This is a genomic window from Paraburkholderia sp. BR14374 (genome assembly GCF_040948685.1).
GTDB classification, from domain to species: domain Bacteria; phylum Pseudomonadota; class Gammaproteobacteria; order Burkholderiales; family Burkholderiaceae; genus Paraburkholderia; species Paraburkholderia youngii.
In genome coordinates, this window is record NZ_JBFPKF010000002.1 from 158,353 (window position 1) to 180,120 (window position 21,768).

Below are 21,768 nucleotides of genomic sequence, written 5' to 3' on the forward strand. Positions count from 1 at the left end.
TTACCGCACGATCTCTTACGTTCAACGCATATCTACGCCAGATGACGTGAGGTTGAACGACCGTTCGCGGCAATTTAGCGACCAATCGCCTGCAATTGCTTATCCAACAGGTTGCCGCTATTCTACCGTGCCGACTCCCCAAATGTGGCAGTCGGTCGAGAATTGCGTCTCGAATCGCGCCCCGGCCCAGCCAGCCGGCTTTTGCGAGGCCGGCCGCGCGCCGCTGCGCGGTTTGATCCAAGCGCGTTCCAGCGCCGCGCTTTGCTGGCTCATTTGCCTTTCACGTTCACAGCCCCACTGATGCCGCCCACCGTATTCATCGTCTCAGACGGTACCGGGATCACTGCCGAAACCTTCGCGCATTCGATCCTCTCCCAGTTCGACCAGAAATTCCGCCTGGTCCGCGTGCCATTCGTCGACTCGACCGAGAAGGCCTACGCAACGCTCGAAAAGATCAACGAAGCGGTCGTGCAGGACGGCCGTCGTCCGATCGTGTTCACCACGCTTGTCGACAGCTCGTCGAATCAGATCGTGAAGGATTCGAACGCACTCGTGCTCGACATGTTCCAGACCTTCGTCGAGCCGCTCGAGCAGGAGCTGGAGCTGAAGTCGAGTCACGCGATGGGCCGCGGCCACCAGAACGCGGACACCGAGGAGTACAAGAACCGGATCGAGGCCATCAATTTCTCGCTCGCGCACGACGACGGTCAATCGAACCGCAATCTCGCGGACGCGGACGTGATCCTCGTCGGCGTGTCGCGCAGCGGCAAGACGCCGACGAGCCTTTATCTGGCGATGCAGTACGGCGTGAAAGCGGCGAACTATCCGCTGATTCCAGAAGATTTCGAACGCGGCAAGCTGCCCACGCCGCTGCTCGAGCATCGGCAGAAGATGTTCGGGTTGTCGATCGATCCGCAGCGCCTGTCGGAGATCCGCAACGAGCGGCGGCCGGGCAGCAAGTACGCGGCGCTGGAAAACTGCCGCTATGAGATCAACGAAGCGGAAGCGATGATGCGGCGCGAGGGGATCAAGTGGCTGTCGTCGACGCACAAGTCGATCGAGGAGATCGCGACGACGATCCTGCAGGAGATCAAGCTGGATCGGCCGTCGTATTGAGCGACCGCCGAGCAGGCGTAGCGTTGCCGGCCAGCGCCCGCGCAACGCCACTGACGTCTACTTTTTACGGCCGCGCTGCTGCCGGCACTGCTCGAACACGCAGACGGCCGCCGCGGCCGCCACGTTCAGCGATTCCATGCCGCCAGGCTGCGGAATCGTCACCCGCAACGACACGGCATCGCGCCACACCTGCGACACGCCCGCCCCTTCGTTGCCGAACACCCACGCAAGCGGCCTGCTCAGGTCGCAGTCATAAATCGCTTCGGCGCCGTGCGAATCGGTGATGACGATCGGGACCGCGAGACGTTCGATCAACGCACTCGCGTCGACATCCTCATGAATCTGCAACAGGAAGTGCGCGCCCATGCCGGAGCGCAGCACCTTCGACGACCACGCGTACGCGGTGCCCGGCGCGCAGAACACGTGCTCGATACCCGCGGCCGCCGCACTGCGCAGAATCGAGCCGACGTTGCCCGGGTCCTGCACACCGTCGAGCACCAGACAGTTTTGCTCGACGCGCTCGGGCAGCGGCGCATCCAGCTTCTCGACGAGCAGCAGAATCCCGACGCCATGCACGACATTCGACAACTGTCCGAATAACGCATCTGGCAGCGTCACGAGCCGATGCTCGTCGATGCGCGAAACGATCGCCTGCGCTTCGTCGTGACGCAGCGCGCCATCGGTGACGACGCAGAGCTCGGGCTGACCGGCGACGTCGAGATACGCGCTCGCGAGATGGAAGCCCTCGAGCAGCGCGTGGCCGCTGCGGCGCTGTTGATGCGTCGAGCCGGCCAGTGCCTTCAGGCGCTTGTAGAGCGGATTGTCCCGCGAGGTGATGGCTTTCACAGGCAGCGAAGGCGGTGAGAAATGGAAATGGGAGCAGCGACGAATCAGTGGCAAATCAGCGGCGCTCGAGCGCGAACCGCGTTCGAGCCGCGCTGATGGGGTCGATCACGCGAGCCCGGCCTCGCCGAATGCATCGTCGTCGAGCAGCAGCGCGTCGGCCACGATGACGGCATCCGCCGATGGCAACGGCACACCTGTGCCGAACCGCAGGTGCGCTTCGCGCACCGGCGCGAACGAGCGCCGATGATGCTCGCACGGCCCATGATCGCGCAGCGCCGCGAGATGCTGCGGCGTGCCGTAGCCGGCATGCGCGTCGAAGCCATACACGGGATACACCTCGTGCAGTTCGAGCAGCATGCGGTCGCGCGCGACCTTCGCGAGAATCGACGCCGCCGAAATGCTCTTCACGAGCGCGTCGCCGCCGATCACCGCCTCGCTACGGATGCTGAGCGTCGGGCAACGGTTGCCGTCGACCTTCACGAGCGTCGGCACGACCGACAGGCCCTCGACCGCGCGCTTCATCGCGAGCATGGTGGCGTGCAGGATGTTGAGCGAATCGATTTCCTCGACCGTCGCCGATGCGATGCAATACGCGAGCGCGCGATCGACGATCTTGTCGTACAGCGCTTCACGCTTGAGTGCGGTGAGCGCCTTCGAATCGTCGAGGCCGCGGATCATCGGTTTGGTGGGATCGAAAATCACCGCCGCCGCGACGACCGGTCCGGCCAGCGGTCCGCGCCCTGCTTCGTCGACGCCGCAGACGATGTCGTCGGCGCTCTCGAAGTTCAGGCCGGCTTGCGCGACCACCCGAACGGCGGCCGCGGTCTTGCGGCGAGGCGCGCGCGGGGGGGTCATGGCCGCCCCGCCCGTTGCTCGACGACGCTCGCCACGACTTCGGCCGCGCGCTGCGCGGTGTTCTGCTTGAGCACGTGGTGCATCTCCGTGAAGATTTCCTTCAGCGTGCGCCGGTTCGCTTCGTCGCGCAACTGTTTCAGCGTCGCCTCGGCGAGCGCCTGCGGCGTCGCGAAGTGCTGCAGGATCTCCGGCACCACGAAACGCCCGGCCAGGATGTTCGGCAGGCCGACGTACGGCAGATAGCCCTGGCGGCGCATGATCTGACCGGTCAGCCAGGGCACCTTGTACGAAATCACCATCGGCTTTTTCAACAGCGCGGCTTCCAGCGTGACGGTGCCGCTCTTCACGAGAATCGCGTCGGCGGCGGTCATCGCGAGTTGCGACTGGCCGTCGATGATGGTCAGCGCGAGGCCCGGGTGCGCATCGACGAGCGGCTGCAGGAGCGCGCGCAACGCGGGCGTCGCCGCCGGCATCACGAAGCGCACGCTGGGCTCCTGGTGCTGCATCATCTCCATCGCCGCGAAGAACGTCGGGCCGATCAGGTCGATCTCGGAGCGCCGGCTGCCCGGCAGCACCGCGATCACCGGCCCGCCTTCCGCCAGACCGAGCGCGCGGCGCGCGCCGAGCGTGTCGGGTTCGAGCGGGATCTGATCGGCCAGCGGATGCCCGACGTACGACGCCGCGACGCCCGCCTTTTCGAGCAGCGCGGTTTCGAACGGGAACACGCACAGCATGTGGTCGACCGCCTTGGCGATCTTCTTGATGCGCCCGCCACGCCACGCCCAGATGGACGGGCAAACGAAGTGCACGGTCGGAATGCCGGCGTCGCGCAGCGCATGCTCGAGCCCGAAGTTGAAGTCGGGCGCGTCGACGCCGACGAACACGGACGGCGGCTCGGCAAGCAGCTGACGCTTGAGCTCGTTGCGGATACCGAGGATTTCGGGGATGTGCCGCAGTGCTTCGACATAGCCGCGCACCGTCAGCTTTTCCATCGGCCAGTGGGCGTCGAAGCCGGTGGCGATCATGCGCGGACCGCCGATGCCGTAGTACTGCGTGGCGGCCGGCAGCCGGCTGGCGAGACCGTCGAGCAGCGACGCGGCGAGCAGGTCGCCGGACGGCTCGCCGGCCACCATCGCGATGCGCGGCGAACTGGGTTGCAACGTCATCGGTTAGCGGATGATGCCGCGCTGCGACGCTTCGACGAACGCGAGCAGCGTCTGCACCGGGGCGTCGCCGTCACCGCCGGCCGAACCGAGTTCCTTCAATTGCACCTTCGCTTCTTCGAGCGACAGGCCGTTCTTGTACAGCACGCGATATGCGGAGCGCAGCACCGAGATCGCGTCAGCCGAGAAACCGCGGCGGCGCAGCCCCTCGACGTTGATGCCGTGCGGCTCGGCCTTGTTGCCCGCGGCGATCACATAGGGCGGCACGTCCTGCACGAGCGCCGACGCCCCGCCGAGCATCGCATGCGCGCCGATGCGCACGAACTGATGCACGCCGGACATGCCGCCGATGATCGCGTGGTCGCCGATCGTCACATGGCCGGCCATTTGCGCGTTGCTCGACAGGATCACGTTGCTGCCCACGTGGCAGTCGTGACCGATGTGCACGTAGGCCATGATCCAGTTGTCGTCGCCGAGCGTGGTGACGCCCGCATCCTGCACCGTGCCGGTGTGGATCGTCGTGAATTCGCGGATCGTGTTGCGGTTGCCGATCACGAGCCTGGTCGGCTCGTCCCGGTACTTCATGTCTTGCGGACGGCCGCCGACCGATGCGTAATGGCCGATGCGGTTGTCTTCGCCAATCGTGGTATAGCCTTCGATCACGCTGTGCGAGCCGACCGTGCTGCGCGCACCGATCGTCACGTGTGCGCCGATCACCGCATAGGGCCCGACTTCGACGGATTCGTCGAGCTGCGCTCCCGCTTCGATGATCGCGGTGGGATGGATCCTGCTCATGCGTCCTCGCTTCTGATTCTGTTGCGTTGTGTGGATGGCCTTGCCGCCGGGGCCGCGCACCTGCCGTGCCACGCTGCGACCTGCCCGGACGCCAGCTTCACGCGTCTTTGTCCGTGTGGCGCACTGCGCACATCAGATCGGCTTCCGCCGCGACGACGCCATCCACTTCGGCGCGCGCCTTGAACTTCCAGATGCCGCGCATGTGACGCTCGAACGTGCAGTTCAGGATCAGCTGATCGCCCGGTTCCACCACGCGCTTGAAGCGCGCGTTGTCGATGCCGACGAACAGGTACAGCGTGTTCGACGGATCGCTCGGCTCTTCCGAGAACGTCAGCAGCGCCGCGGTCTGCGCGAGCGCTTCGAGGATCAGCACGCCTGGCATCACCGGCCGCGTCGGGAAATGTCCCTGGAAATACGGCTCATTGATCGACACGTTCTTCAACGCTTTGATGCTCTTGTGCGGTTCGAGTTCGAGCACCCGGTCGACCAGCAGGAACGGATAACGATGCGGCAGCAGCGTGAGAATCTTATGAATGTCGAGATTGATTTTTTCGGTGCTCATGGTGTTTCTGCTCACGCATTGAATGCGCGATGATGACTGCGGATGCTGGTGCAGGTGGGTTGAAAACGCGCGCGACCGGTGCCTTGATTGACCGGTGGCCGTGCCACCCGGTCACGGCCACCGGCTTTGCTTCATGATGCTCGACCACTATTTTACGCGGTGCCGGTGGGTCGCCGGGATAACTGTCAGATCTTGTTGCCTGCGGGTTGACCTGCGGCGCCGTCAGTGGCACTGCCGGCCTTGTCGGCGGCGGCGCTCTCCAGCGCCTTGATGCGATCGCGAAGCTTGTCGATATTGCGCAGCAGCGCGGCGCTCTTGTTCCAGTCCGCGTGGTTCACGGCCGGGAACGCACTCGTATACATGCCGGGCTTCAGCAGCGATTTCGACACGCCCGACTTCGCGGTGACGATCACGTTATCGGCCAGCGTCACGTGTCCGGCAATGCCGACCGCGCCGCCGATCATGCAGTGACGCCCGATGGTCGTGCTGCCCGCGATGCCCGCACAGCCCGCGATCACCGTGTAGGCGCCGACCTTGCAGTTGTGGCCGATCTGCACGAGGTTGTCGATCTTCACGCACTCCTCGATGATCGTGTCGGCCATCGCGCCGCGGTCGATCGTAGTGTTCGCGCCGATCTCGACGTCGTTCGCGATCGACACGCCGCCGACCTGCGGAATCTTCACCCAGCTGCCGGTGCGCGCGTCGCCCTCGCCGACGAAGTCGGGCGCGAAGCCGAAGCCGTCCGAGCCGATCACCGCGCCCGCGTGCACGATCACGCGCTCGCCGAGCTTGCAGCCGTGGTACACGGTCACGTTCGGATACAGATGCGCGTTCGCGCCGACACGCGTGCCGCGGCCGATCACGACGTTGGCGTCGAGCCGCGCATGCTCGCCGATCACCGCACCCGCTTCCACGCTGACACGCGGACCGATCACCGCGCTCGCGGCGACCTGCGCGGAAGGGTCGATGGTTGCGCTCGGATGCACGCCGGGAACGGGCTTAGGCGCAGCGAGGTCGATGAAGGTTTGCGCGATGCGCGCAAAGTAAGCGTAGGGATTCGGCGTGACGATGAAGTTTCGACCTTCGCGCGAGGCGAGCTTCGCGAGGTCGCCGGCATTGATCAGCACCGCGCCGGCGCGGGTCGTTTCGACTTGCGACAGATATTTCGGATTGGCGAGGAACGCCAACTGGTCCGGGCCTGCCTGGTCGAGCGGCGCGAGACTGCTCACGCGCTGCGACCCGTTACCGACAACCTCACCGCCGAACCGCTGGACGATGTCCTCGAGCTTAAATGCCATGCCTATCCTGTCTCCAACCTGTTCAATCATTGCGAGGGCGCGCACCAACGCGCGCGGGGCGACCGTGCGCCGCCCTCGGTTGCCCTCAGTTGCCCTTAGTTGCCCGATGCCGCCAGTGCCTTCAGCACCTGGTCGGTGATATCGATGCGCGGGCTCACATACACCGCTTCCTGCACGATCAGATCGTAGTGCTGCGTTTCGGCGATCTGCTTGATGACCTTGTTCGCGCGATCGAGCACCGCCGCGAGTTCCTCGTTGCGGCGCTGGTTCAGGTCTTCCCGGAACTCACGCTGCTTGCGCTGGAAGTCCGAGTCGAGCTGCGACAGGTCGCGCTGCTTCTGCGCGCGATCGGTCGCCGACATTGTCGCGCCATTCTTGTCGAGTGCATCGGACATCGACTTGAGCTTTTGCGCCATGTCGGCGAGATCCTTGTCCCGCTTCGCGAATTCGGCCTCGAGCTTTAGCTGCGCGGCTTTCGCCGCAGCCGATTCGCGCAGGATGCGGTCGGAATTCACCGCGGCGATTCTCGCCTCCTGCGCGTGCGCCATGCCGACCCCGAGGGTCATCGCCAGCGCCAATGCGCACGCTACACGTTTCGAAAACATACCGGTTAGCAAAGTCATCCTCTCGATACTGTAGTTTGGCCGGGCTCGCCGCCGGGAGCGCCCGCCGCCGCAGCCGGCCGCCGGGAGCGCCCGCCGCCCAATCAGAACGCGGTCCCGATCTGGAACTGGAACTTCTGATACTGGTCGCCCGTGTGCTTCGTGAGCGGGAAGCCAAGGCTCAACTTGAGCGGACCGATCGGCGAGATCCACGCGAGACCCACACCGTAGCCGTAACGCAGACCGTTCGCGCCAGTCGACGTCGCTGCCGTGCTCGCGTCCGCCCAGACGTTACCAGCGTCCAGGAAGGTGAACACACGCAGCGTCCGGTCATAACCGGTCCCGGGCAGCGGGAACGTCAACTCGATATTGCCCACCAGCAGCTTCGAGCCGCCGATCGGGTCGCCGGTCGTTTTGTCACGCGGACCCAGTGAGCTCGGCTCGTAACCACGCACCGAACCGATACCGCCCGCGTAATAGTTCTTGAAGATAGGATAAGGCTTGCCAGCAAGGCCGTTACCATAGCCGCCCTGGAAGTTGAAGCCCAGCACAAAGCCGCGCGCAAACGAGTAATAGTACTGCGCGTTGATGTCGGCCTTGTAATACTGGGTACCGCCGATCGGCGTGCCGTATTCTGCGTTCGCCTGCGTGAAGTAGCCGCGGCTTGGCACGAGCGCGCTGTCGCGCGCATCACGCGACCAGCCAATCGTGAGCGGCACGTTGTTCGACACCCGGCCGAAGTCATTCACGTATTGCTTATATGAAGCCGGGGTATTTGCATCGACGTCCAGCTGGTTCTGTTCGAAGCCCGCGCCGAAGTAGACGGTATCGACTTCGGAGAACGGAATGCCGAACTTGAGGTCGCCGCCCATCGTGACGATCTTGAAGCTCGAATCGGTCGAGTAGTACAGCGGCTGGTACGTACGGTAGTAGACGTCGGTGATCCGCTTGATGCCGTCAACCGTGAAGTACGGGTCGACCTGCGTGACCGTCAGCGTACGGTACGTCTTCGCGGTATTGATGTTCACCGCGAGGCTCGTGCCGGAGCCGAACACGTTGTCCTGCGAGATACCCGCCGACAGCACCACCTTGTCCGTCGACGAGAAACCTGCGCCGAGCGTAATCGCGCCGGTCGGCTTTTCGGCGACCTTCACGTCGATGTCGACCTGGTCGGGCGTGCCTTCGACCGGCACCGTGGTCACGTCGACGTCGGTGAAGTAGCCGAGACGGTTGATACGGTCCTTCGACAGTGAGAGGCGGTTCGAATCGAACCATGAGCTTTCGAGCTGGCGCATTTCGCGGCGCACCACTTCGTCGCGCGTGCGCGTGTTGCCGACCACGTTGATGCGGCGCACGTACACGCGACGGCTCGGGTCGACCTGCAGGGTCAGGTCCACCGTGTGGTTGTTCTGGTCGATCTGCGGCTGGGCATTGACGGTCGCGAACGCGTAACCGTATTCGCCGAGCTTGTCGACGATCGCCTTCGTGGTGGCTTGCAGCTTTTCGGCCGAGAAGCGGTCGCCCGGCTTGATCTTGATGAGCTTCTTCAGCTCCGCTTCGCGGTCGAGCAGATTGCCGGCGAGGCGGATGTTCGAAATCGTGTACGGCTGGCCTTCATGCAGCGTGATGGTCAGGTACATGTCCTTCTTGTCCGGCGAGATCGACACCTGGGTCGATTCGATGCTGAACTCGAGGAAGCCGCGATTCAGGTAGAACGAGCGAAGGTTCTCGAGGTCGCCGGTGAGTTTGTCTTTCGCGTACAGGTCGTTCTTGGTGTACCACGAGAACCAGTTCGGCGTGGACAACTGCATTTCGTCGCGCAGCGTGCCGGTGCTGAATGTCTTGTTGCCGATGAAGTTGATCTGGCGGATCTTCGCGCTCGGACCTTCGGCCACCGAGAACAGGATGCCGACGCGGTTGCGGTCGATCGGCGTGATCGTCGTGGTGACTTCGGCCGCGTAGAAACCGCGCGTCAGGTACTGGCGCTTCAATTCCTGCTCGGCCTTGTCGACCAGCGCCTTGTCGAAGTAGCGGCCTTGCGACAGCCCGACCGCACGCAGCGCCTTGATCAGGTTATCCTTTTCGAACTCGTGAATGCCGGCGAAGTCGATCGTGCCGATGGCCGGGCGCTCCTGCACCTGCACCACCACCACGTTGCCTTCGGTTGCGATCTTGACGTCGTTGAAGAAGCCCGTCGCGTACAGCGCGCGAATCGCTTCAGAAGCCTTGTCGTCGGAAAAGGTATCGCCTTGTTTGATGGGCAGGTACGCGAACACCGTACCCGGTTCGACGCGTTGCAATCCCTCAATGCGAATGTCTTGCACCACGAAGGGCGTCGTTGCATGAGCAACCAGCCCATGCGCGGCGAACGCCGCGGCTATAACCGTCTTTGGACCAAAGCGATGAGGTTTGAACAACGTGCTTCCCCAGTGTGTATAGCTGCATCAGGCCTGGCGGCCGCCCTCGAGAACGCCGCCGGACACTTTAAAAATGGATTAAACGAGCCAGATCGTTGAACAGCGCAATCGCCGACAACGCGACGATGCAGGCAAGACCCGCCCTCTGAAAAACGAGTTGCCAGCGATCAGAGACAACTTTACCGGTCACAGCTTCAACCAAATAATATAACAGATGACCCCCGTCCAATACCGGAATTGGTAGCAGGTTCAGCACGCCAAGGCTAATGCTGACAAGGGCCAGGAACGACAAAAACGCGGCAGGACCCAGACGTGCGCTCTTTCCCGCGTAGTCGGCGATCGTCACCGGACCGGACAGGTTCTTCAGCGATGCCTCGCCGACGATCATCCGGCCAAACATCCGCACCGAGTACACCGCGAGATCCCACGTGCGGCGCGCGCCGAGGCGCAGGCTGTCGAGCGGGCCGTAGCGCACTTCGATCGACGGCACCTGGGTCGCCAGCTCCGCGCCGATGCGGCCGATCTGCTGCCCGCTCGCCGCATCGCGCTGCAGTTGCGGCACGATCGCGATCTCTTCGAGCGCGCCCGCCGTATGTCCGCCGCGGCCACCGCGCTCCACCCGCAGCGTGACCGGCACGCCGGCGTGCGATTTTACAAAGGCGATGAAGGCCGCGGCATTATCCGTCGGCGTACCGTTGATCGCGCGCAGCCGGTCGCCCGCGACGAGCCCCGCCTTCTGCGCGGCGCTGCCCGCCTGGACGCCGGCCACCGTCAGCTTGCCGCCACCTGGCTCGAAGCCGAGGCGCGACATCAGATCGTCGTCGACGTCTTTCTCGCCAATGCCGCGCAGGTCCATCGGAAAATCGGAGGTGCCGTGCGCGTCTTTTGCACTGAGCACGATGCGCTGCTGATCGAACGCGGCACCGAGCAGCTTCCAGCGCAGATCCGACCACGAGCGCACTGGCTCGGTCTCGTCGCTATGGCCGGTGCGCACACCGACGATCGTCTCGCCGCCCTCGAAGCCCGCCAGCGCGGCGGGTGTATTCGGCGCGGGCGTGGCGATCACGGCCGCCGGTTCGGTCACGCCAGTGGCGAACACGAGTGCGAACAGCACGATCGCAAGCAGGAAATTCGCGACCGGACCGGCCACGACGATCGCGAAGCGCCGCCACACCGACTGGCGATTGAACGCATGCGGCAGATCCGCGTCGGCAACCGAGCCGGGGCCGGCCTCGCGCTCGTCGAGCATCTTCACGTAGCCGCCTAGCGGCAGCGCGGCAATCGTCCACTCGGTGCCCGTCTTCCGACTGACCCACTGAACCAGCGGCTTGCCGAAGCCAATCGAAAAACGCAGCACCTTCACGCCGCACAGACGCGCGACGCTGTAGTGCCCGTACTCGTGGACCACCACGAGTACGCCAATCGCAACCGCGAAAGCGAGCAGTTCGATCAGCAGATTCATAAACGCCTCACTGGACGGCGCGTTCCGTGCGACGGACGCCGTCGGGCAGACGCGCGATGAATTCGGTAGCAGCACGGCGCGCCGCGGCGTCCGCTTCGATGATGTCGTCGAGCGCGTGCGCGCTGCGGTTCGGCAATGCGTTCAGCACCGAGTCGACCACCTGCGCAATCGCCATGAAGCCGATGCGGCGCGCGAGGAACGCCTCCACCGCGATCTCGTTGGCGGCGTTCAACGCCGCGCTCGCGACACCGCCTGCGGCCAGCGCCTTCATCGCGAGCGCGAGGCACGGGAACCGCGCGTAGTCGGGTTTTTCGAACGACAGGGACGCAATCTCCGCGAGATCGAGCTGCGCAACGCCGGAATCCACGCGATCCGGAAACGCGAGTGCGTGCGCGATCGGCGTGCGCATGTCGGGGTTGCCGAGCTGCGCGAGCACCGAGCCGTCCGCGTACGACACCAGCGAATGGATCACGCTCTGAGGATGGATCAGCACGTCGATGCGCTCGCCGGGCAGATTGAACAGCCAATGAGCCTCGATCACTTCGAGGCCCTTGTTCATCATCGTCGCCGAGTCGACCGAGATCTTGCGGCCCATCACCCAGTTCGGATGCTTGCAGGCTTCGTCAGGGGTCACGTCGACGAGCGTGGCCGGTTCGCGGGTGCGAAAGGGGCCGCCCGACGCAGTCAGGATGATCTTCGAGACGCCGCCATGCAGCGATGCTTCGCGCGGCAGGCATTGAAAAATTGCGTTGTGTTCGCTGTCGACGGGCAGCAGGACCGCGCCGTTGTCGTGCACCGCGTCCATGAAGATCGCGCCGGACATCACCAGCGCTTCCTTGTTCGCGAGCAGAATGCGTTTGCCGGAGCGCGCCGCGGCGAGGCTGGGCGCGAGACCCGCTGCGCCGACGATCGCCGCGACCACCGTGTCGCAGCCCTCGCTCTTCGCGACGTCGACGAGCGCCTGCGGCCCGTACGTGACCTCGGTCTTGCTGCCCGCATCGCGCAGCTTCGCGGCGACCTTCGCGGCCGTGTCGGCGTCGCCGACCACCGCCACTTCGGGCGCGAAGCGCAGGCATTGCTCGACAAGCTTGTCGCCGTTGCGATGCGCGCTCAGTGCGTAAATGGAAAAACGCTCGGGATGGCGCGCAACCACGTCGAGCGTACTGTCTCCAATCGAGCCCGTGGAACCGAGCAATGTCAGACGTTTTTGCATATCTCTTTTCTCTAGCCGAGCAGCAGCATCGCGAGCGGCAGCACCGGCAACAATGCGTCGATGCGATCGAGCACGCCGCCGTGCCCCGGCAACAGGCCGCTCGAGTCTTTGACGCCGGCCTGGCGTTTCATCATCGATTCGAACAGATCACCGACCACGCTGAAAACCACCAGCAGGGTCAGCGCGAGCACCGTGCGTAACGCGCCCAGTTGCGCCAGCAGCGCAGAATACAGGGTAGGCTCGAACGCGTGCAAAAAGATCGCCGCCGCCGCGACGATCATGACCAGCAACCAGCCGCCGATCGCGCCCTCCCAGGTTTTACCCGGACTGATGGCGGGTGCCAGCTTGTGCTTGCCAAACGCCTTCCCCGAGAAGTATGCGCCGATATCGGCGAGCCATACCAACAGCAGCAGCGACAGAACGAACGGCACACCGAGCATGCGCGCGGCGACGAGAGCATGCCAGCACGCGATGAAACCGACGATACCGGCAAGAAACAGAAAGGCGCGCCAGGCGCCCTGCGCGAGCACCGGCTTGCGCAGCAGCACGAAAGGACCGCCGATCACCCAGAAAATCGCCGCCGCCTGGAAGAATGGCCGCGCATGCTCGGTGCCAATGCCCAGCCGCGTGCTGGTGACGAGCCCGAGCGCCGCGACGAGCGCGTACAGCACCGGACCCGCGCCGCCGAGCTTCAGCAGGCGCGCCCACTCCCACGCGGCGAACACCACTACGAACGCGATCAGCGCGCCGAACGCGCCGACCGGCGCGAACAGCGTGACAGGCAGGAACACTGCCAGCAGCACGATCGCCGTGATGACACGGGTTTTTAGCATGGAAGCGAATCGACGTTCTGCGATTGCGGCTCGAGCTGAGCACTGGTGCGGCCGAAGCGGCGTTCCCGCTCGGCGTACGAAGCGATGGCGTGACCGAGTGCGTCGGCGTCGAAATCCGGCCAGAACGTGTCGGTGAAATAGAACTCGGTGTAGGCGAGCTGCCACAGCAGGAAGTTGCTGACGCGGCGCTCGCCGCCGGTGCGGATGAACAGGTCGGGCTCGGGCGCATAAGCCATCGACAGATGCTCGGCGAAGGTGTCCTCGTTGACCTCGACAGGTTTGCCGGCCGCAGCCGCCTGCTCGACGAGCTTGCGGGTGGCCTGCATGATGTCCCAGCGACCGCCGTAGTTCGCGGCGATGGTCAGCGTAAGACGGGTATTGCGCGCGGTCTTGGTTTCCGCGCGCTTGATCAGATCACGGATCTTGTCGTCGAAACGCTCGAGATCGCCGACCACGCGCAAACGGATGCCGTTCGCGTGCAGCTTGCCGATCTCGCGCTCGAGCGCGGTGACGAACAGGCGCATCAGGAACGACACCTCCTCGTTCGGACGGCGCCAGTTCTCCGAGCTGAACGCGAACAGCGTCAGATATTCGACGCCCCGCCGCGCGCACGCCTCGACGGCCGCCCGCACCGCGTCGACGCCGCGCGTATGGCCCGCCACGCGCGGCAGACGCCGCTGGGTGGCCCAACGGCCGTTGCCATCCATGATGATCGCGATATGTCGCGGCACCGCGGCGACTTCAGGCACGCGCACGGTCGAGCTGGTATAGGTCATGGCCGTCGGGACAGTAATGCCAGTAAAGAAGTGGAAATCAGAAAGACTGAGCCGAACGGCGTCAGACCGTCATGATCTCGGCTTCTTTCGTCGTGACGAGCTTGTCGATTTCAGCGACGAACTTGTCCGTCAGCTTCTGGACGTCGTCGCCGGCACGACGCTCATCGTCTTCCGAAATCTCCTTGTCCTTGACGAGCTTCTTCAGTTGCTCGTTGGCGTCGCGACGCAGGTTGCGCACGGCCACCTTGGCGGTTTCGGCTTCGCTGCGCACGACCTTGGTCAGCTCGCGGCGACGCTCTTCGGTCAGCGCGGGCATCGGAACGCGGATCACGTCGCCATGCGTGGCCGGATTCAGACCGAGGTCCGACTCGCGGATCGCCTTTTCGACGACCTGAACCATCTTCTTTTCCCACGGCTGCACGCCGATCGTGCGAGCGTCGATCAGCGTCAGGTTCGCGACCTGCGAAATCGGCACCGGCGAGCCGTAGTAGTCGCACTGGATATGATCGAGCAGGCCCGTGTGCGCACGGCCAGTGCGGATCTTCGACAGGTCGTTCTTGAACGCGTCGATGGAGCGCTGCATCTTCTGTTCAGCGCCCTTCCTGATATCAGCCACAGACATTTTTAAACCTCCGAACCTTCAAAACGGTGCGAGCCGCCCGGCACGCGCGATGCGGCGGCCCGGGCTCGCGTCAAAGCCCATGTAATGTAAACGAAGTTTACACGTGGACGAGTGTGCCCTCGTCCTCACCTAGCACGATGCGCTTCAGCGCACCCGGTTTGACGATCGAAAACACGCGGATCGGCAGCTTCTGGTCGCGGCACAGCGCAAAAGCCGTCGCGTCCATCACCTGCAGATTGCGGCCGATTGCCTCGTCGAAGCTGATCGTGGTGTAACGGGTCGCGCTCGAATCCTTCTTCGGGTCGGCCGAATAGACGCCGTCCACCTTGGTTGCCTTCAGCACCACTTCCGCGCCGATTTCCGAGCCGCGCAATGCAGCGGCCGTGTCGGTCGTGAAGAACGGGTTGCCGGTACCGGCCGCGAAAATCACGACCTTACCTTCCTCGAGCTGGCGGATCGCGCGGGGCCGGATATACGGCTCGACGACCTGGTCCATGCGCAGCGCGGACTGCACGCGCGCCTCGATGCCAGCATGGCGCATCGCGTCCTGCAGCGCCAGCGCGTTCATCATCGTGGCGAGCATACCCATGTAGTCGGCAGTCGCGCGGTCCATACCCGCCGCGCCGCCCGCGACGCCGCGAAAGATATTGCCGCCACCGATCACCACGGCCAGCTGCGTTCCGAGACGGACCACTTCGGCCACGTCCGCCACCATTCGTTCGATGGTCGCGCGATTGATGCCGAAGGCATCGTCGCCCATCAGAGCTTCACCGGAGAGTTTGAGCAGGACGCGTTTATAGGCAGTGGGCATAGAGGTATCCAGATCGCGCAGAACAGGGCAACAACAAGGGACTAATGTAGGGGTGAAATACTGATTCGGGCAAGCTCCGCCAAATTGGCGAACCCAAAGGTTCGCCAGCGGCGGCCGCGCGGCGAGGGTCAACCCGTGCGCGGCCTTGCGGCGCTGCCGACCGCGGCGAGGTCTTGCCTCGCCGTGGGTCCAAACGGTACGGCTGTGAAACTTAGCTAACGCTTATTGTTGCTTTGCAGCAGCGACCTGAGCGGCCACTTCCGCAGCGAAGTCGTCCTGCTTCTTCTCGATGCCTTCGCCGACCACGAACAGTGCAAACTTCTGCACGCTCGAGCTAGCCGCCTTCAGCATCTGCTCGATCGTCTGCTTGTCGTTCTTAACGAACGTCTGGTTCAGCAGCGACACTTCCTTCAGGTACTTCTGCACGCTGCCATCGACCATTTTGGCGACGATTTCAGCCGGCTTGCCCGATTCGGCAGCCTTCTGTTCAGCGATGCTGCGCTCCTTGGCGATCAGGTCCGCCGGAACGTCGTCCGACGACAGCGAAACCGGCTTCATCGCGGCGATGTGCATTGCCACGTCCTTGCCGACCTGCTCGTCCGCGCCGGTGTACTCGACCAGCACGCCGATGCGCGTGCCGTGCAGGTACGCGGCCAGCTTGTTGGCGGTTTCGAAGCGCTCGAAACGGCGGATCGACATGTTTTCGCCGATCTTGCCGACCAGCGCGAGACGGACTGCGTCGACGGTCGAGCCGTCGAGCGGCAGCGCCGACAGCGCGGCGACGTCAGCCGGGTTTTGCGTCGCGACGAGCTCGGCGACCTTCTTCGAAAACGCGAGGAAGTCGTCGTTCTTCGAGACGAAGTCGGTTTCGCAGTTCAGCTCGACGAGCGAACCAGCGTTGCCGCCAATAAACGATGCGACCACGCCTTCAGCCGTCACGCGCGATGCCGCCTTGCTCGCCTTGTTGCCGAGCTTCACACGCAGCAGCTCTTCAGCGCGCGCCAGATCGCCGTCGGCTTCCGTCAGCGCCTTCTTGCATTCCATCATCGGCGCGTCGGTCTTCGCGCGCAGTTCTGCAACCATGCTTGCGGTAATTGCCGCCATCATTTGCTCCTTGAGTTCTGTCTGTCACACGCCGCCCGCACTTCGATGCCGGCGGCAGGAATTCGTTTCAGCGTTTTCGCGTATTTTTGCGAGCGACGCGTGTCACGCCATCTCGAGCACTCTGCCAGATGTCCGTTACAACATCTGTTACAAGCGTCGCGGCTTAAAAAAAGGGGGCCTGTAGAAAGCCCCCTTTTATGTCGGACACTGGGCAGCCTTACGCTTCCGGGTTGACCTCGACGAACTCGTCGCCGTCGCCGCCACGTGCCGCCTGGACCACTTCGTTGACCGCATTGGCACGGCCTTCGAGGATCGCGTCGGCCACACCAGCCGCGTACAGGGCGACGGCCTTGCTGGCGTCGTCGTTACCCGGGATCACATAGTCCACACCTTCCGGCGAGTGGTTCGTATCGACCACGGCGATAACCGGAATGCCGAGCTTGTTTGCCTCGGTCACGGCAATCTTGTGGTAGCCGACGTCAACCACGAAGATCGCATCCGGAATGCCGCCCATGTCCTTCACGCCGCCGATCGACTTCTGCAGCTTGGCCATTTCGCGCTCGAACAGCAGCGCTTCCTTCTTGCTCATGCGCTCGGTTTCACCGGCTTCCAGCGCCGCTTCCATGTCCTTCAGGCGCTTGATCGATACCTTCAGCGTCTTGAAGTTGGTCAGCATACCGCCGAGCCAGCGTGCGTTCACGAACGGCATGCCAGCGCGCTGCGCTTCCTGGGCGATCGTGTCGCGCGATTGACGCTTCGTACCGACGAACAGGATAGTGCCGCGGTTCGATGCCAGCTGACGCGCGTACTTCAGCGCGTCGTTGTACATCGGGAGCGTCTTTTCGAGGTTGATGATGTGAATCTTGTTGCGATGACCGAAAATGAAGGGAGCCATCTTCGGGTTCCAGAAGCGGGTCTGGTGACCGAAGTGGACACCTGCTTCCAGCATTTGACGCATCGTAACTGCCATGAAATTCTCCACGAGGGTTGGGTCTTAAGCCGGCTGCCGTATCGGCCGCGCCCGCCTTTCTTTTGGCTGGAACGCGGCAGACACCCTGGGTGCGCCGGTTTGCGAATTGGTTGCCTGACACTGCTTTCTCCAGCTCACGACATCAGCAACCGGATTGCCGCGAGAAGCCGGTTCCGCCCAGTTGCCATGCGCGAATTTGCGGACTCGCGAATAAAAACGGACCAGGACCGACTTAGCCAAAGAGTATAGCACGCGACTATCGACCGACTCAACCGACCCAACCACCGGCGGATAGCCATGCGCACTGGAGCGCACAGCCGGGCTCCGAATCCGGGCTTGGCGCCCTATGGCCCACCAATTGGCCGATTTTGATCACTTTTAGCCCATTACCGCCTGATCCAGCGCAACGAGCCCGCCCCCACTGCTGTAAAATGGCTCGATTCCGCCACCCGCGGGGGATCGTCAAGGATCGACCGGCATTCCGTGTGCACCAGACGCCCTCCGCCAGGCCACCGCAACACCCAGCAAGCCTTATCCAGCAAGGCTTCCGAGGAAACCATGGCTATCACCATCAAAAACGAAGACGACATCGCGAAGATGCGCGTCGCCTGTCGGCTCGCGAGCGAAGTGCTCGACTACATCACGCCGTTCGTCAAGGCCGGCGTCACCACTGGCGAGCTCGACCGCCTGTGCCACGAATACATGCTGAAGGACCAGGGCACGGTCCCCGCGCCGCTGAATTACCAGCCGCCCGGCTACCCGCCGTACCCGAAAGCCACCTGCATTTCCGTCAACGACGTAATCTGCCACGGCATTCCCGGCGACAAGGCCCTGAAAAACGGCGACGCGCTGAACATCGACATCACGGTCATCAAGGACGGCTACTTCGGCGACACCAGCCGCATGTTCATCGTCGGCGAAGGGTCGATCATGGCGAAGCGCCTCGTGCAGGCTACCTTCGAGTGCATGTGGCTCGGCATCGACCAGGTGCGCCCCGGCGCGCATCTCGGCGACATCGGCTATGCGATCCAGAAGCACGCCGAAGGCCTCGGCTACAGCGTGGTGCGCGAATATTGCGGCCACGGCATCGGCACCGTGTTCCATGAAGATCCGCAGATCCTGCACTATGGCCGCCCCGGCACCGGCCTCGAATTGCAGGCCGGCATGATTTTCACGATCGAGCCGATGATCAACGCCGGCCGCCGCGACATCCGCACGATGCCCGACCAGTGGACCGTCAAGACCAAGGACCGCAGCCTGTCCGCGCAGTGGGAGCATACCGTCCTCGTCACGGAGACCGGCTACGACGTGCTGACCGTGTCGGCCGGTACGCCCGCGCGTCCGCCCGTGGTCGCGGCTACCGCCTGACCGATTCCGACCTCACCTTCCGTCTGCCAATGAGTAGCGTTCCAGCCGTCGCCCCCTCCCATGCCTCGTCGCTCAAGGCGGACTACAAAGTGGCTAAAGCCCAGTTGCTGGAACGCTTTCGAACGGCCACCAACGTCGACGCGTTGATGGCCGCGCTCGCGCGCGCCACGGACCATTCGCTGCGCGCCGCCTGGGACACCTGCGAACTGCCCGACGATCTCGCACTCGTCGCGGTCGGCGGCTACGGGCGCGGCGAACTCGCGCCGCACTCCGACATCGACATCCTGGTGCTGTTGCCCGACACGCGGCTCGAGCATCTGGAGGCGCGCATCGAGCGCTTCATCAGCCTCGCGTGGGATCTCGGGCTGGAACTCGGCAGCAGCGTGCGCAGCGTGTCGCAATGCCTCGAGGAAGCGGCCAACGACGTCACGGTGCGTACCTCGCTGCTGGAAGCCCGTCGCATCACCGGCAGCGCCGCGCTGTTCGACGATTTCGCCCAACGCTACCGTGCAGCGCTCGACCCGAAGGCGTTCTTCCAGGCTAAGGTGCTCGAAATGCGCCAGCGTCACGCGAAGTTTCAGGACACGCCGTACGCGCTCGAGCCGAACATCAAGGAAAGCCCGGGCGGGCTGCGCGACCTGCAGCTGATCCTGTGGATCACGCAGGCGGCCGGGTTCGGCAGCAGTTGGCGCGAGCTCGAAGCGCGCGGACTGATCACCGAGCGAGAGGCGCGCGAGCTGCGCCGCAACGAGAGCTTCCTGAAGGCGCTGCGCGCGCGGCTGCATGTGATCGCCGGGCGCCGTCAGGACATCCTGGTGTTCGACCTGCAAACGCCGGTCGCCGAAAGCTTCGGCTTCAAGCCGACCGCGACCAAGCGCGCGAGCGAGCAACTGATGCGCCGCTACTACTGGGCCGCGAAAGCGGTCACGCAGCTCGCGACGATCCTGATCCAGAACATCGAGGCGCAGCTGTTTCCGAACACGAGCGGCATCACGCGCGTGCTGTCGGATCGCTTCGTCGAAAAGCAGGGCATGCTCGAAATCACGTCCGACGACGTGTTCCAGCGCGAGCCGAACGCGATCCTCGAAGCGTTCCTGCTTTACGAGCGCACCCCCGGCGTGAAGGGTCTGTCGGCGCGCACGCTGCGCGCGATCTACAACGCTCGTGACGTGATGGACCAGCATTGGCGGCGCGACCCGGAAAACCGCCGGCTTTTCATGGAAATCCTGAAACAGCCGGCCGGCATCACGCATGCGTTCCGGCTGATGAACCAGACCAGCGTGCTCGGGCGTTATCTGCTCAATTTCCGGCGCATCGTCGGGCAGATGCAGCACGACCTGTATCACGTGTACACCGTCGATCAGCACATCCTGATGGTGCTACGCAATCTGCGCCGCTTCGCGATCGCCGAGCATGCGCACGAATACCCGTTCTGCAGCCAATTGATTGCCAACTTCGACCGGCCGTGGGTGCTGTACGTGGCCGCGCTGTTTCATGACATCGCCAAGGGGCGCGGCGGCGATCATTCCACGCTGGGCATGGCCGACGCGCGGCGCTTCTGCCGGCAGCACGGCATCGAAGGCGAAGATGGCGAGCTGGTCGTGTGGCTCGTGCAGCAGCATCTGACGATGAGCCAGGTCGCGCAGAAACAGGACACCAGCGACCCCGAAGTGATCAAGCGCTTCGCCGAGCTGGTCGGCACCGAACGCCGTCTGACCGCCCTCTATCTGCTGACCGTCGCCGACATCCGCGGTACCAGCCCGAAGGTCTGGAACACGTGGAAAGGCAAGCTGCTCGAAGACCTCTACCGCACCAGCCTCGCCGTGCTGGGCGGCGCTCAACCGGACGAGCATTCGGAACTGAAGTCGCGCAAGGAAGAAGCGCTCGCGCTGCTGCGCCTGGAAACCGTGCCGGAAGGCGCGCAACGGGCGCTGTGGGACAAGCTCGACGTCGGCTACTTCCTGCGCCACGACGCGGCGGACATCGCGTGGCAGACCCGCGTGCTGTACCGCCACGTCGAAACGCCGACGCCGCTCGTGCGCGCGCGGCCGTCGCCGATCGGCGAGGCGCTGCAGGTGCTCGTCTACGTGAAGGACCAGCCCGATCTGTTCGCGGGCATCTGCGCGTATTTCGACCGCAACGGCCTGTCGGTGCTCGATGCGCGCGTCAGCACGACGCGCCACGGCTACGCGCTCGACAACTTCCTCGTCACGCACACCGAAGAGGACGTGCACTATCGCGACATCGCCAATCTGGTGGAGCAGGAACTGACCGCGCGGCTCGCGGGCCACGGCACCCTGCTGCCGGGACCGTCGAAGGGCCGGCTGTCGCGGCTGTCGCGCACCTTCCCGATTACGCCGCGTGTCGACCTGCGGGCCGATGAGCGCGGCCAATACTACATCCTGTCCGTGTCGGCGAACGACCGGCCGGGCCTTCTTTATTCCATCGCGCGCGTGCTGGCCGAGCACCGGGTCGGCGTCGCCTCGGCGCGGATCAATACGCTCGGCGAACGCGTCGAGGACGTGTTCCTGCTCGAAGGACACAGCCTGTCGGACAACCGCCTGCAAATTCAGGTCGAGACCGAACTGCTGCGCGCGATCGCAGTGTGAGATTTCATGCGAATCAAATTAACAGCGAAGCATCCGCGGCCGGCGTCGTCCGAACGCTCCCCTGTCCGCCCCGGCAGCGCGTCGGCGCGTAAGCCGACCCGTCCAGCGCGGCCGAAGCCTTTCGAGGCCGAGGGTGGCGCGAAGCGGCCGGTCGGCGCGAAGCCGGCGGACGCCGGTGCGCGCGCGCCTCGTGCCGAAAGGTCGGGTCCGCGCGAACGGGGTGCGGCTGCCGCGGGCACACCGCGCCGCTTTGAAGGTGCGGCTGAGCGTGGCGAACGCGGAGAACGCCCACCGCGTCGTTTTGAGGGCAGCGCTGAGCGTGGCGAACGTGCCCCCCGGCGCGAAT

The 21,768-nt window shown here is 64.3% G+C and carries 19 protein-coding genes; 3 read left to right on the forward strand and 16 right to left on the reverse strand.

Features of this window, described 5'->3' with window-relative positions; all coding sequences use genetic code 11:
- The first annotated feature begins 300 nt into the window (after positions 1-300).
- Entirely contained in the window at positions 301-1,116 is an 816-nt protein-coding gene (locus tag AB3X86_RS04675; RefSeq protein WP_013089690.1) for a pyruvate, water dikinase regulatory protein, read from the forward strand.
- Between the two features lie 57 nt (positions 1,117-1,173).
- On the opposite strand, the gene AB3X86_RS04680 is transcribed toward AB3X86_RS04675, so the two are convergent.
- The 16 genes from AB3X86_RS04680 to rpsB all read right to left on the reverse strand — a co-directional run bounded on the left by AB3X86_RS04680 (position 1,174) and on the right by rpsB (position 17,445).
- Positions 1,174-1,962, reverse strand: a complete 789-nt coding sequence (locus AB3X86_RS04680) for a TrmH family RNA methyltransferase (RefSeq protein WP_368595101.1) — start codon at positions 1,960-1,962, stop codon at positions 1,174-1,176.
- A 105-nt stretch (positions 1,963-2,067) separates the two neighbouring features.
- On the reverse strand, positions 2,068-2,817 hold the full coding sequence (gene rnhB, locus AB3X86_RS04685) for a ribonuclease HII (RefSeq protein ID WP_368595102.1): 750 nt from the start codon (positions 2,815-2,817) through the stop codon (positions 2,068-2,070).
- A complete protein-coding gene (gene lpxB, locus AB3X86_RS04690; RefSeq protein WP_368595103.1) occupies positions 2,814-3,983 on the reverse strand; it encodes a lipid-A-disaccharide synthase in 1,170 nt (389 codons plus the stop codon). Before lpxB ends, rnhB begins: the two co-directional genes overlap by 4 nt.
- 3 nt (positions 3,984-3,986) lie before the next feature.
- A complete protein-coding gene (gene lpxA / locus AB3X86_RS04695) occupies positions 3,987-4,775 on the reverse strand; it encodes an acyl-ACP--UDP-N-acetylglucosamine O-acyltransferase (protein ID WP_176108295.1) in 789 nt (262 codons plus the stop codon).
- 97 nt (positions 4,776-4,872) lie between these two features.
- The gene (gene fabZ / locus AB3X86_RS04700; protein ID WP_176108294.1) at positions 4,873-5,337 is read right to left on the reverse strand and encodes a 3-hydroxyacyl-ACP dehydratase FabZ; all 465 of its coding nucleotides are present in this window, start codon (positions 5,335-5,337) and stop codon (positions 4,873-4,875) included.
- 185 nt (positions 5,338-5,522) lie between these two features.
- Positions 5,523-6,635: a UDP-3-O-(3-hydroxymyristoyl)glucosamine N-acyltransferase gene (gene lpxD / locus AB3X86_RS04705; RefSeq protein WP_368595104.1), complete on the reverse strand. Its 1,113-nt coding sequence runs from the start codon at positions 6,633-6,635 to the stop codon at positions 5,523-5,525.
- Between the two features lie 95 nt (positions 6,636-6,730).
- Entirely contained in the window at positions 6,731-7,252 is a 522-nt protein-coding gene (locus AB3X86_RS04710) for an OmpH family outer membrane protein (RefSeq protein ID WP_026225318.1), read from the reverse strand.
- Between the two features lie 89 nt (positions 7,253-7,341).
- The gene (bamA, locus tag AB3X86_RS04715) at positions 7,342-9,654 is read right to left on the reverse strand and encodes an outer membrane protein assembly factor BamA (protein WP_176108292.1); all 2,313 of its coding nucleotides are present in this window, start codon (positions 9,652-9,654) and stop codon (positions 7,342-7,344) included.
- 67 nt (positions 9,655-9,721) lie between these two features.
- Positions 9,722-11,116, reverse strand: coding sequence for an RIP metalloprotease RseP (rseP, locus tag AB3X86_RS04720; protein WP_368595105.1), 1,395 nt, complete (start codon positions 11,114-11,116; stop codon positions 9,722-9,724).
- Between the two features lie 7 nt (positions 11,117-11,123).
- Positions 11,124-12,329, reverse strand: a complete 1,206-nt coding sequence (locus AB3X86_RS04725) for a 1-deoxy-D-xylulose-5-phosphate reductoisomerase (RefSeq protein ID WP_368595106.1) — start codon at positions 12,327-12,329, stop codon at positions 11,124-11,126.
- 11 nt (positions 12,330-12,340) lie between these two features.
- Positions 12,341-13,162, reverse strand: a complete 822-nt coding sequence (locus AB3X86_RS04730; RefSeq protein WP_176124972.1) for a phosphatidate cytidylyltransferase — start codon at positions 13,160-13,162, stop codon at positions 12,341-12,343.
- Positions 13,156-13,938, reverse strand: a complete 783-nt coding sequence (gene uppS / locus AB3X86_RS04735) for a polyprenyl diphosphate synthase (RefSeq protein ID WP_368595107.1) — start codon at positions 13,936-13,938, stop codon at positions 13,156-13,158. Before uppS ends, AB3X86_RS04730 begins: the two co-directional genes overlap by 7 nt.
- 61 nt (positions 13,939-13,999) lie before the next feature.
- A complete protein-coding gene (gene frr / locus AB3X86_RS04740) occupies positions 14,000-14,560 on the reverse strand; it encodes a ribosome recycling factor (protein ID WP_013089702.1) in 561 nt (186 codons plus the stop codon).
- A 97-nt stretch (positions 14,561-14,657) separates the two neighbouring features.
- Positions 14,658-15,371, reverse strand: coding sequence for a UMP kinase (gene pyrH / locus AB3X86_RS04745; protein WP_013089703.1), 714 nt, complete (start codon positions 15,369-15,371; stop codon positions 14,658-14,660).
- A 222-nt stretch (positions 15,372-15,593) separates the two neighbouring features.
- Positions 15,594-16,475, reverse strand: coding sequence for a translation elongation factor Ts (tsf, locus tag AB3X86_RS04750; protein ID WP_176108287.1), 882 nt, complete (start codon positions 16,473-16,475; stop codon positions 15,594-15,596).
- A 217-nt stretch (positions 16,476-16,692) separates the two neighbouring features.
- On the reverse strand, positions 16,693-17,445 hold the full coding sequence (rpsB, locus tag AB3X86_RS04755) for a 30S ribosomal protein S2 (protein ID WP_013089705.1): 753 nt from the start codon (positions 17,443-17,445) through the stop codon (positions 16,693-16,695).
- Positions 17,446-17,928: 483 nt separating this feature from the next.
- Here rpsB and map point away from each other — a divergent pair, with 483 nt between their 5' ends.
- The gene (map, locus tag AB3X86_RS04760; protein WP_368595108.1) at positions 17,929-18,813 is read left to right on the forward strand and encodes a type I methionyl aminopeptidase; all 885 of its coding nucleotides are present in this window, start codon (positions 17,929-17,931) and stop codon (positions 18,811-18,813) included.
- Positions 18,814-18,842: 29 nt separating this feature from the next.
- Complete coding sequence (locus AB3X86_RS04765; RefSeq protein ID WP_368595109.1) at positions 18,843-21,422, forward strand: [protein-PII] uridylyltransferase; 2,580 nt, start codon at positions 18,843-18,845, stop codon at positions 21,420-21,422.
- Positions 21,423-21,768: the final 346 nt, after the last annotated feature.